Source organism: Aliiroseovarius halocynthiae (assembly GCF_007004645.1).
Classification (GTDB): Bacteria; Pseudomonadota; Alphaproteobacteria; order Rhodobacterales; family Rhodobacteraceae; genus Aliiroseovarius; species Aliiroseovarius halocynthiae.
On sequence record NZ_ML660019.1, the window covers coordinates 162,829 to 177,186 of the forward strand.

At 54.7% G+C, this 14,358-nt stretch carries 10 protein-coding genes; 1 reads left to right on the forward strand and 9 read right to left on the reverse strand.

Going from position 1 to position 14,358, the window contains the following annotated elements:
* Window positions 1–47: 47 nt before the first annotated feature.
* The 4 genes from FIL88_RS00855 to FIL88_RS00870 form a co-directional block, all read right to left on the reverse strand.
* Entirely contained in the window at window positions 48–1,529 is a 1,482-nt protein-coding gene (locus tag FIL88_RS00855) for an inorganic phosphate transporter (RefSeq protein WP_142851935.1), read from the reverse strand.
* Window positions 1,530–1,682: 153 nt separating this feature from the next.
* Complete coding sequence (locus tag FIL88_RS00860; RefSeq protein WP_142851936.1) at window positions 1,683–2,141, reverse strand: NUDIX hydrolase; 459 nt, start codon at window positions 2,139–2,141, stop codon at window positions 1,683–1,685.
* Window positions 2,142–2,255: 114 nt separating this feature from the next.
* Complete coding sequence (hrpB, locus tag FIL88_RS00865) at window positions 2,256–4,709, reverse strand: ATP-dependent helicase HrpB (RefSeq protein ID WP_142851937.1); 2,454 nt, start codon at window positions 4,707–4,709, stop codon at window positions 2,256–2,258.
* A 39-nt stretch (window positions 4,710–4,748) separates the two neighbouring features.
* The gene (locus FIL88_RS00870) at window positions 4,749–5,363 is read right to left on the reverse strand and encodes a hypothetical protein (protein WP_185960800.1); all 615 of its coding nucleotides are present in this window, start codon (window positions 5,361–5,363) and stop codon (window positions 4,749–4,751) included.
* 100 nt (window positions 5,364–5,463) lie between these two features.
* Between FIL88_RS00870 and meaB the strand changes: the two genes are divergently transcribed.
* Entirely contained in the window at window positions 5,464–6,438 is a 975-nt protein-coding gene (meaB, locus tag FIL88_RS00875; protein WP_142851939.1) for a methylmalonyl Co-A mutase-associated GTPase MeaB, read from the forward strand.
* A 423-nt stretch (window positions 6,439–6,861) separates the two neighbouring features.
* Here the strand turns inward: meaB and FIL88_RS00880 are convergent, their stop codons facing one another.
* From FIL88_RS00880 to FIL88_RS00900, 5 genes are all read right to left on the reverse strand, one after another.
* On the reverse strand, window positions 6,862–7,836 hold the full coding sequence (locus FIL88_RS00880; RefSeq protein ID WP_142851940.1) for a glycosyltransferase: 975 nt from the start codon (window positions 7,834–7,836) through the stop codon (window positions 6,862–6,864).
* Between the two features lie 127 nt (window positions 7,837–7,963).
* The gene (locus tag FIL88_RS00885) at window positions 7,964–8,872 is read right to left on the reverse strand and encodes a sulfotransferase family 2 domain-containing protein (RefSeq protein ID WP_142851941.1); all 909 of its coding nucleotides are present in this window, start codon (window positions 8,870–8,872) and stop codon (window positions 7,964–7,966) included.
* A 216-nt stretch (window positions 8,873–9,088) separates the two neighbouring features.
* A complete protein-coding gene (locus tag FIL88_RS00890) occupies window positions 9,089–10,717 on the reverse strand; it encodes a glycosyltransferase family 4 protein (RefSeq protein ID WP_142851942.1) in 1,629 nt (542 codons plus the stop codon).
* Window positions 10,714–12,876: an HAD family hydrolase gene (locus FIL88_RS00895; RefSeq protein WP_142851943.1), complete on the reverse strand. Its 2,163-nt coding sequence runs from the start codon at window positions 12,874–12,876 to the stop codon at window positions 10,714–10,716. The genes FIL88_RS00890 and FIL88_RS00895 overlap by 4 nt, the downstream gene beginning before the upstream one ends.
* A gap of 431 nt (window positions 12,877–13,307) precedes the next feature.
* Window positions 13,308–14,141, reverse strand: a complete 834-nt coding sequence (locus FIL88_RS00900) for an ABC transporter permease (protein ID WP_246066574.1) — start codon at window positions 14,139–14,141, stop codon at window positions 13,308–13,310.
* Window positions 14,142–14,358 lie beyond the last annotated feature (217 nt).

Genomic DNA, 14,358 nt, shown 5'->3' on the forward strand with positions numbered 1-14,358 from the left:
AAAGGGCGCCTTAGCTGGCGCCCTTGTTCGTTTGTATGTGCTAACGTTTACGCCACGATGGCGTTCAGGATGTGGAAGATCACAGCCGACATCAGTGCCGCAGCGGGGACGGTGATCACCCACGCGGCCACGATGGTCATGAAGTGCGAGCGGCGCACCAGTTTGCGGCGGCGGCGTTCCTCAGGCGCGATGCGTTTGGCTTCGGGGCGGGACGCGCGCGACATGCGCAGTCGGCGCTCCATGTGAAATTCGCGATAGAAGCCCACGCCAAAGACGCCCCCCACCGCGATGTGGGTCGAGCTGACGGGCAGGCCCAGCCAGCTGGCGACGATTACGGTGATCGCCGCTGACAGCGCGACGCAATAAGCGCGCATCGGGTTCAGTTTGGTGATCTGGCTGCCGACCATGCGGATCAGTTTCGGGCCGAACAGCATCAGGCCAAAGCTGATGCCGAACGCGCCAATCACCATGACCCATGTGGGGATCGAGACCTTCGCCGCGAAATCACCGAAGCTTTCAACATGCACGATCGCGGCCAGCGGGCCGACGGCATTCGCAACGTCGTTTGCGCCGTGGGCGAAGGACAGCAATGCGGCCGAAAAGATCAGAGGCAGAGCAAACAAGGTCTTCAGCGATTTGGTGCGGTTCTCCAGCCCTTCGGCCTGACGGGCAATAAGCGGAGCGGTGACAACATAGGCGACAGCCCCAACACCGGCACCGATCAGAAGCGCGGTGCCCAGATCAATCTTCACGATCTTCTTCAGACCTTTGATCGACAGGTAAGCGCCGAACGCGGCGGCCATAATCCCGATCAGGATTGGCACCCAGCGCTTGGCGGCAGCGATCTTGTCTTCCTGATAGACAATCTTGTGCTTGATCAGGGCCAGGAACAGGGCTGCGACGACGCCACCAAGTACCGGCGAAATCACCCAGCTTGCGGCGATTTTGCCCATGGTGGGCCAGCTAACGGCGGCAAATCCAGCAGCCGCGATGCCTGCCCCCATAACCCCCCCCACGACCGAGTGCGTAGTCGAAACCGGAGCCCCCACCCACGTGGCAAGGTTGACCCACAACGCGGACGAGATCAGCGCCGCCATCATGGCCCAGACAAAGGTGCGTGACTGTTCGAACCCAGACGGGTCGATGATGCCCTTGGAAATGGTCGACACAACGTCTCCGCCAGCCAAAAGCGCGCCTGCGCTTTCAAATAGCGCAGCAATCACGATGGCCCCGCCCATGGTCAGCGCATTTGCGCCCACCGCAGGACCCATATTGTTCGCCACATCGTTTGCGCCGATGTTCAGCGCCATATAGGCGCCAAATGCGGCAGCGATCACGACGACCAATGATGTCGGGGTTTGGCCAAAGAACACCGCAGCGCCCAAAGCGGCAACCACGATGAAGGCCAAAGCGACGCCCATGCCCACCAGAGGGCGTGCGCCCAACTGGGCTGCGTACTCTACCTGAGTGATCTTGTTCAGATCTTTGTCCAGTGTCTTCCACTGATTGCCGTTTGTATCGCTGCCCATGTCCCATCCTCGCAGGCTGTCGTCATGCGGCTGTTACACAGCCGTTACAAATTCAGCGCTCGCGCTAACTGGTCAGAGGCTGAAATGCAACAGTTATAAGCCCGCAGGGCAGGGGATCGGGGAGAACAGCAAGAATAGAGTGGCCTGAAGGCGTCAGAAGGCGCGCAAGAGCTTTCGCAAACCCTTTTCATTCACCATGGTCGCGGCTTCTTCTGTCGACACCCATTTGCGGCTGCGTTCGCTGGCTTCTGGGAAGGACTTGGTCAGTTTCTCAACCCGCAACGGAAATACCTTGGCCGAGCAACGCGCCAAGCCACCGTCATCCAATTCCTTGTCATAGCTGTATTCACCAATCGGAGCACAGTCCAACTGACCGTCTTTTACGCCAGCCTCTTCCCAGGCTTCCTGCGCGGCGGCCTCGGCGTCTTGTTTGCCATCCATCGGCCAGCCTTTCGGCAGGATCCAGCGCCCAGTGCCGCGAGACGTCACAAGAAGCACTTCCTTGTCGTCCCCATGCCCACGATAGCACAGCGCCGCAACCTGCGGACGGCTGGGGCGTTGCAGCATAGGGAATAGGACTTCGTCCCAGGCATTTTTCAAAAGCGACGACATGGTGTGACTGCGGTTTTTCTGCTCTGTTTATTCTTATTGCACTGTTAAATAGTCGTTTTCGCGTAAATTGCAAGTAAACGGGCCGTGATCACGTGTACACACCAGGCAGGCGGATTACTTTCCGCGGGGTTTCGCACGCAACGTTGGGTCAGCTACAGTTGGGTCTTCGGGCCAGGGATGTTTCGGATAGCACCCACGCATATCCTTGCGCACATCGGCATAGCTTGTGGCCCAGAAGTTTGGGATATCTGTCGTGGTTTGGACCGGACGGCGTGCCGGTGACAGAAGCGTCACTCGCAACGGGGTTTTGCCCACCGTGGGGTGGCGGGTAACGCCGAACATCTCTTGCAGGCGCAGGCTGATTTCAGGTGTTTCACCGGAATAGTCGATGGGGGTTTTGTTCCCCAACGGTGTGACGAAATGGGCGGGGGCTTCGACGTCCAGTCGTGACATCTGGTTCCAGTCCAGCATTGCACGCAGCGCGTCGAGGATATCGAACTTCTTCCAGTCGGCAGAGGTTTTCACGCCGGACAGATGCGGCAGCAGCCACGTGTCCAGCGTATCCATCAAGGCGCTCTCGGTCATCGCGGGCAGGCTGTTGCCTTCTGCCCGAACAAGTTCGACGCGCGCGATGAACCGCTTGGCGGCGTCCGAGGGGCGCAACCCCAATTCCCGCACGCCATCCAGCATGGCCTTTGCGACGATATCTGACGGGGCTTCTTTCCAGTTTCGGTCATCTAGCACCACCGCACCCAAACATTCCTGCCGCCGCGCAACCACACGCCCGTCGCGTTTCGACCACGCACAACTGTCGATCCAGCGGATTTGGTCTGCGAATATGTCGCGCACTTCGCCTTCGCCGATCTGGGTTGCCTGCCGTATGCGTGCCTCGCGCGGGTTGCCATCAGTGTCTGTGATCACCAGCAAACGCGCCCCGGCAAGAGCGTCACCTTCGTCCATGACGGCCCCTTTGCCGCCTGACATAACAAAACGGGGGGCGTCACCAGGGCGGCGCAAGGCTACGCGATCGGGATAGGCCAGAGCCGCCATTTGCGCGTGGCTGAGATCCGGTCGTGCATCGCCCGCCATCCGGCGCAGGCGTTTGGCCTCGGTTCGGATACGTTCGATGCCGCCTCGATTGGCCTGAATGCCCCGAATGGAGGTAAAACCCTTCGGGTCGCGGATCGCCTCAAGTCGCAAAGCCAGATCCATCGAGGCGCCACGGGGCAGGGGGTCGCGGTCGCCCCACAGCGCGGCGAGCTCTGCGGCGTTGGGGCCAGCGGTCAAAAGCATGTGCCCAAGGCGTGGATGCAAAGGCAGGCGCGAAAGTTTTGCACCGTGATCGGTGATCCGTCCGGTACGATCCAATGCCCCAAGCCCGCGCAGAAGCGCCTGCGCTTCGGCCAAGACGCCCGCATTGGCTGGGGTCAGAAACGCCAGCCCCGCGCCGTCCGGGCTGCCCCAACTGGCTAGCTCCAACGCCAACGGGGCAAGGTCCGCGGTCTCGATCTCGGCCGGTGCGAAGGGCGGCATTCCGCCTTCCTCGCCCTTGGTCCATAAGCGGTAACAGATGCCCGGCGCGACACGTCCCGCACGGCCACGCCGCTGCTCTGCCTCGGCTTTCGAAACGCGCTCGGTCACCAGTCGGGACATGCCTGAACCGGCATCAAACCGAGCGCGCCGCGCCCGTCCCGCATCGACGACCACGCGAATGTCCTGAATGGTCAGAGAGGTCTCGGCGATGGATGTCGCAAGCACGATCTTACGCCCATTCTTTGCGGGTAGAATGGCAGCGCGTTGGGCGGCGAAATTCATGGCGCCAAAAAGCGTATGTAGGTGACAATCGCTGGGAAGCCGCCCCTTCAAGGCACTTTCACAGCGTCGAATTTCACCTTCGCCCGGCAAGAAGACCAGAACGCCCCCATCGGTGCCGCGCAGGGCGTCCAACACCAGATCGGCAGTGGCTTCAGGTAAACGGGCACCCTTTGCCAAGGGGCGTTCCAAATGCCGCGTCTCGACCGGAAAGGCCCGCCCTTCGGAACGCACAATCGGCGCATCGTCCAGAAGCAGTGCCACAGGGTCCGCGTCCAACGTCGCCGACATCACAACCAGTTTCAGATCATCGCGCAGGGCGCCCATTGCCTCCCATGCCAGCGCCAGCCCAAGATCGGCATTCAGCGAACGTTCATGGAATTCATCAAAGATCACCGCGCCCACACCCTCTAACGCGGGGTCCGATTGCAGCATGCGCGTCAGGATGCCTTCTGTCACAACCTCGATCCGGGTCGATTTCGACACCTTCGCCTCGCCCCGAATGCGATAGCCGACGATGTCGCCAGCCCGCTCACCCAAAGTCTGCGCCATGCGCTCGGCTGCACCGCGTGCCGCCAAACGGCGGGGTTCCAGCATTATCAGCCGCCCATCGAATGCGTCCGCCTTTAGCATCTCAAGTGGCACAACTGTCGTTTTCCCTGCACCCGGAGGCGCCATCAATACCGCTCGCCCCTGATCGCTTAAAGCAGACAGAAGGGCGGGAATGGCGTCGTGAATGGGCAGATGATCCGTCATGCAGCCCTTATCCGATGCCCGCGCGACAGGGTCCAGTGTTCAATCGCGCAGGATCAGGGAGACCTTACCATGCACCGTGCCGACGCGCGCCTTGCGTGCCACCATCCCGCCTGTGCGGTTTTCATAGTGGACCGAGATTGGAAACGCTCGCGCCTCGGCCAATTCCACGGCGCTGTACCCGCGCCGCCGGGTCAATGTCCCACGACAGCGCAGCGGCCCCGCCTGCTCCAATGTCAGCACCAATTCGCGTATGCCGTCGAACACCACCGCCTGCATTGCGCAGCCTGCGGACTGATCTTTTAAGGCCAGAACGCGCATCAATGCCGACAGAGGGTCCAGCCGTGGATCATGTGCCGGGATGTCGACCTGATCCGTCCGATCACGTCGCCCGGTATGCAGCGCGGCGCGGTAGGTTGTTCCCGACCGTTTCATATCAAAACGCACCTTTGCCACAGCCCCGGCCAGCCCGGTCGTGCGAAACTGCCCGATTGCATCCGCACCTTTATCCACCAGCACCATTTTCCCGATGGTAATCCCCCAGCCCCGTACATCGAATTTCAATTCATCCGCTGCCACGGGTGATGCGATAAGCAGGGAAATCAAAACGATGAACGTGCGCATTTTAACCTCGAATGCTGCGGTCTTGCGCAGCATGGCTGCAAGATGTGACAGGCCTGCGACGCTAACATGCGCACAGCCTCTGGACAGGGACGCAGCAGCGCGGCATGAACAGGAGAATAAGGCGGGAGGCACCATGGACATTCAGGATCTGGCCCAACGGGTGATTGCAGGCGAGCGCCGTGCCTTGGCGCGTGCCATCACGCTGGTCGAGAGCGGCCGCGCCGACCACCGTGCCCAAGCAGTCGCGCTGTTAGAGGCGACTGCTCCTGAAGGGCGTCAGGCTTTGCGGATTGGTCTTTCTGGCACGCCCGGTGTGGGTAAATCCACCTTCATCGAGGCTTTCGGAATGTTCCTGATCGAACAGGGGTTGAAAGTGGCCGTGCTGGCCGTCGATCCCAGCTCGGCGCGGTCAGGTGGGTCAATTCTGGGGGATAAAACCCGGATGGAAACCCTGAGCCGCCAGAAAAACGCCTTTATCCGACCCTCGCCATCACAGGCGCAGATGGGGGGCGTCGCCCGTCGCACCCGTGAAGCCGTCACTCTGTGCGAGGCTGCCGGATTCGATGTGGTGCTGATCGAAACCGTGGGGGTTGGCCAGTCCGAAACCATGGTGGCCGAAATGGCTGATCTGTTCCTGTTGTTGCTTGCCCCCGCGGGTGGGGACGAGCTTCAGGGTGTCAAACGTGGCATCATGGAAATTGCGGATCTGATCTTGGTGAACAAGGCTGATGGCCCGTTGAAAGAAACTGCAATGCGCACCTGCGCCGACTATGCGGGTGCTTTGCGCCTTCTGCGCAAGCGGGTTTATGACCCCGAAGGCTTCCCTAAGGCGCTGATGGTGTCTGCTGTCACCCATGATGGGCTGCCCGAGGCTTGGAAGGCGATGACCGAGCTTGCCGATTGGCGTCGTGCCGAAGGGCATTGGGACAAGCGCCGCGCGGCCCAGGCGATTCATTGGTTCGAAGAGGACTTGCGTCTTGGGCTTCTGTCGGTGCTGGACACGCCCGATGCCCGCGCCCAAATCAACGCATTGGGCGCGCGTGTGTCGAATGGTACCCTTTCAGCCACCCGTGCTGCCGAAGAAATGCTGGCGCATCTGAAAATCTGACGCCAGCACCGATGTGTGCTCCAAGTGCGTTACGGGGGTGGAAAACAGCAAGAACCTCCGGTTGGGGCAATGAGGGCACAAAATGTAATGCCTTTGCGATAAGGCTGCCGCTCTCTTTTTCTTGTCAGAAATATCCTGGGNTAGATGACGTGACGGCCATATGCCGAGCCAGATCGACCAGTGCGGCCACCAGACGTTCTTACGTAAGCAAAGAGAAACCACCCGCTATGATCTAACTGGCAGCGAAACGAAGCAATGCAATCCGACCCACAGGTGCATAGAATATACTTAAATTATGCCACGTTCTGTCCAGCAAATGAGGCGTAGCTTATAATGGGCTGATCGAAGTTGCCAGGCACAGGTTTGCATCGCGGCCAATGTTTGAAATTCAAAGTGTGGCTCCATTGGTGCTCGTTACAAACTTCAGCGCTCCTGGGTTTTCCCAATGATCCCCAAGATCTGATCATGCTCAACTTTGCGGCGGTCGCGCAACCCATCCCATAGAGCTCTCCACATCAGGCGCACAAAAAGGTGTCGATCTTGTGAATAGGTCCGAATTTTCAACACCCATTTCAGAAGGATGACCGGAAGAAGGGGCCAATACAACAAGCCCGCAGCTTTTTGGTAAAGAATTAAGAGGTTCCGGTGATGATAGTACAACTTCCACAATGGTCGGAACTGACCGCTTTGCTGTCCCGCGAATGTGGCCATGTCGTGCTCGAACCGAATACGCGGCTCAAAGCACATACGTCCTCCCTTGGCTGCCAAATCAAGGGTGTAGATCCCATCGTCACCATAGATGAAAAGATCTGGATCTGGGTAACCCACCATGGCGATCCCCCTACGGGAAATAAAGAAGCCAACAAATGAGCTCATTTCGATCGGGGTAGGGGCATTAAGGTCGTAGCTCTCCGGCGTCAGGTAAAGCCATCTGTGCCCTCGGACGACTTTATGCGCAAACTCTCCTAGATGCCAAAACGGATTACGGGACGGGCGATTCATCTCGCAAATCTCACCACTGGGAAAGTACACGGCTGCGGCAATTCCATCGTACGGAGATGTATCGAGCGATTGAAAGGTAGCAAGCGCATCCGGATCGGGACGTCCATCGTCGTCAGTAACCATAATCCAGTCAGGGTCGAACCGGTCAACGGCCTCGCGCATCCCTCGGCAAAACCCACCAGCACCGCCAGTATTTATGGGCTCGTGGGTGACTGTTAGCCTAGGATCGCTCAGACCGTCGAGCCACTCACCAGTTCCATCAGTTGATGCATTATTTACCACAACCACATGCGCAAGGTCCGAGCTAGGGCTCTCGAGCAGTCGAGCGATCGTCGCCTTCAACTTAGGCAAACGATTGTATGTGACTACCACTGTCGCTAGTGTTTTGTTTGCCATGTCCGCACCTGGTCCTTTTTACAGCTCTATAGACAAAGATCTGCGTTGGTTACTGCGCCAATGGTGCCACTGCACCGTCGCGCACGAAACTCTCACTCCAGGCCGCCTAACTGGTCTTTCCAGAGACCTATTTCACGCCAAGTTTACGCAACAGATCATAATCATCTTTATAGAACTCACGATGTTGGGAAAATGCAGAATGCACATCGTCCTTACTGTGGGGGGATTCTTGGTGCTCCATGGCTCGAACATCGTCAATCTCGGTGCCATATCGCTTCGAAAGCTCAGCCCGCACCTCTCCGATTTCGGACATCGTGTAGACACGGTCCAACAGCTTCCAGTTCTTTCCAATGTACCCCGTCATTGGGTCGGTATGATGTCGAAAATCGATAAACATACTACGATATTGATGAAACAGCCCAGCACAGTGGATTGGCCCAGGCAGGGTAACCAAGTTTTGCGCAGCTTGCTGTCCCTTCGAATCGCGCCGCAACGCACCGCCGACAACGTTCTTCTGGAAGTAAGAGACAACCCGAGAAATAGGATCTCGCACAACCGAAAACTTGAAATAGTCTTTGTACCGGCTCTGCAAATCTCTTGATGTGACCCATCTGTTAAGGTGCTGATGACGAAAATGGACGAACTCCCCGAAGGTTTCACCGATGGTCAGAAAGGTGAAGTAGTTCTTGATCGTGGAAGATCCGCATTTCGGCATTGGAATATATAGGATTTTTCGATCATCATCAACGAGGGCCATGGTTCTGTCGACATTGGCGTTGATGTAATGAGAGACGTGGACACTCTTTCCCTTTATTTCCGCAAACACAGAAAAGGCTTCAGCACTGAGGGTATCACCGATATTGGTGTATACTTCGCAAAGCTGGTGAGCAGCTCGATCATCACCACACTGCATAGCTGTCTTAAGAACGGGTATGAGCGAGTGCATTTCGTTAGAGAATGCTCTAACCATTGCCACCATTTCATCAATCGAAATTTCGCCGCGTTCAAACTTGCGGATAAAGTAAGTGCTTTCCATATGTATCTCCGTCCAAAGCTGATCGCACTCACACACGACCCCTGTAGGTTTCCCTCTAATGGATGGCCCAGCTCAGTGGAAGGCCTGCCGTCCAATTACTTCAGTTACATCCGCCTTATACGGATGTCGTTCGCGCCGATACTACCGCCGCCTTATACTCCGATACAAAGGTTGTTTTCGAGTAGTGTCAGCCCCGTATAGAGCGGACTTTTTTGATCAATGGGCCTCCAGCTTTTCTGAAGAGTCAGACTTATTCTGTCGTGATTTGACGCGTTGAGCACTCGCACCTGGCGTATAGTACGACAAAAGCTGATCAATATGATCAGAGATAGATGGCATTTGAAGCCCATGTTCGGCATAGTTTTCTCGAAGATCACGATCTTTCACAAGTCGATCCAGTTTCCTCAAGAAATCCTTTGTATTCTGCGCCTCAAATACAAAGTCTTCATGGTTGGCCAGAGTTTGTTTGGCTCCCACACGATCGGATACCAATGATGGCACGCCCAGCAGCCCCAATTCTACCGTCACCTGATTGAAGGTTTCCCACCAGATTGAGGGAACGATATTTAGATCGATCTGTTTGGACAACGGAACGATCTGCGACCGGGAATATCCCGACACAACCGTAACCGACTTAAACAGTGGTCGCAGATGCGTAAGCATTTTCGTGTTCCCAAGCCGCGCTACGATTTTAAGATGTACATGCTCGCGGTAATAGGGGTCGTCAATTCCGCCAAGAGCCTCGACCAGGAATGGGAGCCCCTTCGAAGGGATGCCGTACCCCACGAAGGATAGTGTTACATCTTCAGATTTCTCGCGCGTTTTGCGCAGCGCTCGACGCTCTTCCAGTGTGGTAGTAAAATCCATCGGTAACGGAAGAGATATGACCTCTGTACCCTCAGGCAAAAAACGTTCCGCGGTATCGCGCGCCAAATCAGAAACTGCGAAGACACCATCCACGTTGTACTTTAGCGCAGCGCCGTTTGACTCGCGCCAATTTTGATAGAGGTGTCCGTTCTGCTTCGATGCCTCAATCGCGATACTGCGTGGCGCAGCCGCGCGAGACGACAAATCAATAGGCTTACTTACCAGCACAGGTTCTGCACGCTTCGGACGCCATGCCTGAAACCTAGTTCGGAAGCCATGAATCAAATCCTTGATGAAGGTCCGCGCAGTGCGTGCCAACTGCTTTAGACCAGAAAACATCCCAAATATGAAATTTCCAGCAGGTGTACCAGCCAACCCACGACCGCTGAGCGCGTTGGACATACGCTGAAACGAAATCAGATTTTTCATCTGGTTGTTGTGCCCCATACAGCTAACACATCGGTTGCCGTCAAAATAGGATTCACAAAGCGTTTTTCCTTGATATAGAAGCTCGATTTGAGGGCAGACAGGCATATAGTTATGGAACGTGTAGAACAACGATTTAACGTCTTGGCCCTTTTCAAGCGACAGCACGTTGGCACTGATACCTTCAAGATTGTGGAAGTGAAGCACATCAAATGGCCCGTGCTCATGTAAGAAACCCTGCAAAACTTCGACCGAGCGATGGTCTTGTTGCCAGACGTCAATCGAATGAAAAGCGTCATGCGCAGGTGCTTTCACCGGCGAGTTCAACATCTGAAAACTTTTGACACCAAGAGCTGAGAAAGCGTTTTCGGTGGGCTCGATACGCGTTCGCCGATCAAACATTGAATAATAGCGCCCTGCGGACAAGAAGTAGACTTCTACGTTGTCCCGCTTTGCCAATTCACGGATGATGTTGCGCAAATAGAGGCTCACGCCTCCGCCTGCCATGTGCACGTCATCGAACTGGCACCAATTATAGAGTAAAACTTTCATCGATACGCCCTCGAAATCGCCCAATTAAACAGCGGGATAAGCCAGCCAACCCTAGAATGCCTTAGTGATCCCTGGGCCCATTTGTCCTCTGAAAGCACACGGGAAATGTCTCGTCTAACGCGGAACCACCGAACTTTTTGAACCGAGCTTTCTAGGTTGGTTTCAGAATTTCCCGTATCATGCAGCAATTCACGTACAAGTGTTACAGTCTGCGACGTAGGGCAGACAAAGCTATGCAACATCTTTTCGACAATCATTGCATCAAGCCGCTCGATCGAGAGATTTGCCTTCACGGACAGGTCGTAATAGTCACGGGCAGCTGCGAGAAGCTGAGCCCTGACTGTATCCGTTTCAGGCTTATCTCTACCTTCACCAAAAACCGGATCCATGGTGCCCTTTTCCCCCCCTTGGTACCCATTGAGGCTGCCCAAAGTACGATCCAGACAGAAAGGCTCTAGCCAAGAAAAGTTGACTGACGCTGCGCGCCCCTCTTTTGTGTCTGTGTTGATCACCATACCAGGGCTGACTTGGCACTTTGGGTGCAATTGACCATAATTTCCAGAAAGGAACCGATTAGATGCGAACATGCAGAGCTCTAGACGCGCGCCGGTATTCTCAATCGGAGTATGCTGTCCAAACTCAGTGTCCGAAAAATACCGCGACAGATTTTTGAGGATCGTACCCGAATACCCGACATCGACAAAAAGGAAGGAGCGATCTGGGTTCAAAATCCCTTGCTGCTCAAGATAGCGTATAGCTTTCTGACGCTTATGGTGCAGGGCGCGGTCAAGGCCATCTCTGATATTGGGATGAGCATCAAGCTCATCCATATCCATGTCACGCACCTGTGGCGTGACAAGGCAGGATTCCACTAATCTCTGCTCGTCATCAGACAACCCTTCGACCTCTGAGGTTTGAACACCAAAAGTTTGCATAATCGTTCGCAAAGAGACTGGGGTGTTGTTAAAATAACGAACATTGTGCTCCATCCAACCTCGATCAATGATGCCTGGATATTCAAGCAACACCCCGGTGCGCCGATTAAGCGCCAAGGTTTTCAGTTTAACGTTCTGTAAAAGACCCCGCCCATGAAAGCTGCTTAGAAAGTCTTTTACGATCTCCCCATAAATCGTGCCGTCGCGGGTCAGAAAGTAAATTGCATCCACACCAGTTTGCTGCGCGCGCGCCACAACTCGGCGCACGAAAACTGCAAAGCTTGCAGCCATCAACCGCTGGGCGTCCGGTTGCGATTTCCCGAGATAGCTGGACAAAAACCGATCAAAGCGCTTCTTTTCCGTGCACTCGCCCAGTCGGTATTCCATCTCAAGTGTGCGTCTATGTGCCTCTCGCTTTGGCTGGAAGTAACGCCTGGCATCCCAACCGAATTCACGAGGGCGCGTGAAATCATTGGTAAGATTATCCCCAAGATGAATGCGTCGCTCGTTGGTGAAGCCAAGTTCACGGTCAATTTCGTTAAAGAGAAGCCCGGAATTCTTGGTAACCCCTGTCGTTGCCGACACAAAGACATGATCAAAATAGGGGCGCAGCCCCTGCGCGGTCGTGATCTCAATCAGGTCATCGCGCGACAGATACATGTCTGACGTTAGAATAATGGTCTTGCCATTATCTTTGAGGAATTTAAGCAAATCGCGAAAGTCATCATGGGTTTCTAAGACCAGCTTTTCGAGGTCAACCTCGTACCCAACCAACTCGTCCACGACTTCGGCGCGTTGCGACGCATCTGCCAGATAGGGGCGCAACACACGATCGAACAAATCACGCAAATCCACCTCATTTCGGTATCGATCATGTGCGAGAGATTCATAGTACGCCTTCAATCTCTCCTGAAACCAACGTCGGCTGTTGCTCAAAAGGTGTTCAGGGATATCATCGCTGTGGCGCGCTAACACCTTCGCACCATGCCGTGCTGTCAGATCTTGTAGCGCATTCAAGGATATGCTTCGGGAGGCAAGCGTATCAAAATAGTCAAAACTGATAACGTTGTAGCCAAGCAGAAGTGTTCGCAGCTCGTTAGCATACACAAAGTCATTTTTGCCTGATTTAACTTGCCCTACCGTTTGCCGCACGCGCCGGCGCATGAACAGGTCAGGAAGCGACTTTGCCAAGAAATTACGAGCGAGGCCGGCATTCACGTCCATTTTTCTCTCCCACAAAGTTCACACATTTACCGTTACTCCTTGATCAATAGTTACATTGGCTGTTCTTCAAGCCGACCCCTTACGCGCCCCCGGTTAAGTCACTTTCCGCAAGAATGCGACCAATCCCCGCGACATTGAAGCGCTCCCCATTGTCTTGGAAAATTGATGGTGCTTTCCACCTAAAGCCCTTAACTTGATCGGACTTGCGAGAGTTTAACCGCCTTCAACCGCCCAATTCCTCTTACTCAACAGGTAACAACTCGTTTTGGTTGATAAGCTTTTCAACATTGCCTGAGCAAGTGCTAATCGCACGAAATCAAGTCGTAACACAGAGCAAAAACTGAAGTTAACTCGTTGGCGGAAGTGGTCAATCTGGGGCAGGGCGGACTTCAGATCTTCGGCGTAAAGCAGCCGAACCCGGCCTTATGCCATCAGGATTCCATAAGGGTCTTGAAATGCCTATTTAGAAGCAACAAACCGAAAAACAGGGTGATCGCTGAAACCAGAAGAATATATGGAATACTAATATAGTCCCCGTGATAGACTGGATACAGGCCCCTTCTCATCAATCCAACCAAGTGAATTATCGGATTATACCAAAGAATATCCTGCGCCAACTTTGGCATAATATCAAAAGTGAAAAATACGCCAGACATTAGAAACATCGGTCGCGTCGCAATGCTCCACAACTGCTCATACACCGGGATTGATGTCATCAGATAGCAGTTCAGAGAACCAATTCCCATTGCAAGGAACATTCCCAGAACCGTAGACGCAACGATGTAAGGAAGGTCCATCCATACAGGCAATCCGAAGATAAACATGATGCCTAACAGAACAACTGCCAAAATGAACAAATTGGTCAATAGCGCCAAGAGAAGGCGTGCAATAATGGCGTCCATGAACGTCACGCAGGGATAGGCCATAAAGGGTCTCGAAAATCGAACTGACTGCGCAATTTTGCCGATTGTTCCGAGCGTCATCGCGAACGGCATAAATCCGCTTGCGTAAAATAGGGGGAAGTTCGTTCCAAGGCCTGGGGTGGTTAACACCATGGAGAAGATTAGAGATAAGAATGCAATGCCTGCAATTGGTTCGAGTACAGCCCATAGGTACCCACCAACGGAACGACCATAGGTCGTAGCCATCTCTCTTAACATCAAAGCACCAACGGTACGTAGCATTTGAAAACGCGGACGCTTTCGCACAGTGTGGAAATCAGAGGAGAGAGGCGATTGTGCATCACGTAGCTTCGAGGTGCTCATTCCAAACTGACCCTCTAGTGTTTTGTGTTTTCGCACTGTAACAGCTACCATTACAGGAGAACAACCGAAAGCAACTTTCAATGGCGAACGGCCTGAAAAAGGAAGTGTCTGGACCTTCCAAGGATAATACACCAACTGCCGGCGGCAAGGCCGAGAAATCAGCAGCGGGTGAAAATAAGCCACAAAACGCTGCGGCGAACAAGCCCGTGCGACCAGC

Coding starts and splice junctions, on each gene's coding strand:
- FIL88_RS00895 (WP_142851943.1), bottom strand. CDS start 12,876: ATGGACGTGAATGCCGGCCTCGCTCGTAATTTCTTGGCAAAGTCGCTT.
- FIL88_RS00870 (WP_185960800.1), bottom strand. CDS start 5,363: ATGCTGCGCAAGACCGCAGCATTCGAGGTTAAAATGCGCACGTTCATC.
- FIL88_RS00885 (WP_142851941.1), bottom strand. CDS start 8,872: ATGGAAAGCACTTACTTTATCCGCAAGTTTGAACGCGGCGAAATTTCG.
- meaB (WP_142851939.1), top strand. CDS start 5,464: ATGGACATTCAGGATCTGGCCCAACGGGTGATTGCAGGCGAGCGCCGT.
- hrpB (WP_142851937.1), bottom strand. CDS start 4,709: ATGACGGATCATCTGCCCATTCACGACGCCATTCCCGCCCTTCTGTCT.
- FIL88_RS00860 (WP_142851936.1), bottom strand. CDS start 2,141: ATGTCGTCGCTTTTGAAAAATGCCTGGGACGAAGTCCTATTCCCTATG.
- FIL88_RS00900 (WP_246066574.1), bottom strand. CDS start 14,141: ATGAGCACCTCGAAGCTACGTGATGCACAATCGCCTCTCTCCTCTGAT.
- FIL88_RS00880 (WP_142851940.1), bottom strand. CDS start 7,836: ATGGCAAACAAAACACTAGCGACAGTGGTAGTCACATACAATCGTTTG.
- FIL88_RS00855 (WP_142851935.1), bottom strand. CDS start 1,529: ATGGGCAGCGATACAAACGGCAATCAGTGGAAGACACTGGACAAAGAT.
- FIL88_RS00890 (WP_142851942.1), bottom strand. CDS start 10,717: ATGAAAGTTTTACTCTATAATTGGTGCCAGTTCGATGACGTGCACATG.